Raw genomic sequence first — 1,044 nt, 5'->3', positions numbered from 1 at the left:
AACAATCCGCTCACGCCAATCACTATGAATTTCACCAGATAAATAAATGATGTATTTCATGACAAGTGTCTCCCTAATTTCATATTAATGTTATATATTGTGCTTGTGATTTTATCGGAGTGCGAACTCTAACGAAATGTGATCTATTCAGCAAAATATTGATGTTGAAGCGAATAGATACGCTCACAAAGGACGAGCCCTACAAGGAGGGGGCAGTATATGGCAATTTATGATCACCAGTACGGCGAATTATCTTACTTCCGAGTCTTTCGAGCATGGGGAGGTAAAGAACACCAAGAGTATGTCCGTATCAAACGCAGTCGCAAAGCTGCGTATTCCAAAGCCCAGGAAATCGACGCTCGCTTTGCCAAAGCCCAGAAAGCTTACGGTTTGCAGCAAGCACTCTCTACCGAATATCATATTCGCGAAAAAGGCACGATCCGAGGTTTACGCCGCATTGTCGTTAAACGAAAAGGGCGTGCGCCGGCTGATGTTTTTGAGCTGCGTATTAACGTACCTTGGGAAGATGAAATAAAACGCACCACTATCTCCATAGCCGTCCACGGCGAGGAACAAGCTTTCCGTTTATCTGTAGAGAAGATCTGTGAATGGTATGGACTAAAGCCCCGTTCTGAGGCTGCCAAAGCAATGCAAGAATGTCTTCCTGCTTATCAAGTAAGCGCTGAAGAAGAAAGCAAACATCAAGAAACTACAGCAATTTCTGAGCTTGTCGTTAAGAAAGCAAAAGATGAGTTTTCGAATATTACTGACGGTCTAATGAAAGGCCTGAAGCGATTTACCGCTTAAGTTGATAGAGTACGCACGATACAGCTGAAATGCTGTGTCGTGTCAACTGCACTATCTAAGCACCTTCCCCGTTATAGGCTAAGCAATCTTGCCGGTTACACGAACCCGCTTACTGCCCTTTTCTTTCTTTGTTTCAGTTTTCGCTTTTGCTGCCGCTGCACGTTGATCAATGATATTCTTCAGCGCAATGATTAAACCCATTCCAACAAACGCTCCCGGAGGCAAAATAGCAAACAG

Annotated in this window: 1 protein-coding gene and 1 pseudogene; one reads left to right on the top strand and one right to left on the bottom strand. The window is 44.0% G+C overall.

Features of this window, described 5'->3' with window-relative positions; genetic code table 11:
• The first annotated feature begins 219 nt into the window (after positions 1–219).
• A complete protein-coding gene (locus A3756_RS20685; protein ID WP_068552578.1) occupies positions 220–807 on the top strand; it encodes a hypothetical protein in 588 nt (195 codons plus the stop codon).
• A gap of 78 nt (positions 808–885) precedes the next feature.
• On the opposite strand, the pseudogene A3756_RS20680 reads toward A3756_RS20685, so the two are convergent.
• A pseudogene (locus tag A3756_RS20680) lies at positions 886–1,044 on the bottom strand (electron transport complex subunit RsxE); the annotation flags it as partial.

It is taken from the genome of Oleiphilus sp. HI0086, from assembly GCF_001635225.1.
The sequence above is the reverse complement of the archived record's forward strand: the minus strand, read 5'-3'. Positions and strand labels throughout refer to the sequence as shown.

What these genes read in the sequence shown, in the direction of transcription:
- A3756_RS20685 (WP_068552578.1), top strand. Translation starts at nt 220, where the DNA reads ATGGCAATTTATGATCACCAGTACGGCGAATTATCTTACTTCCGAGTC.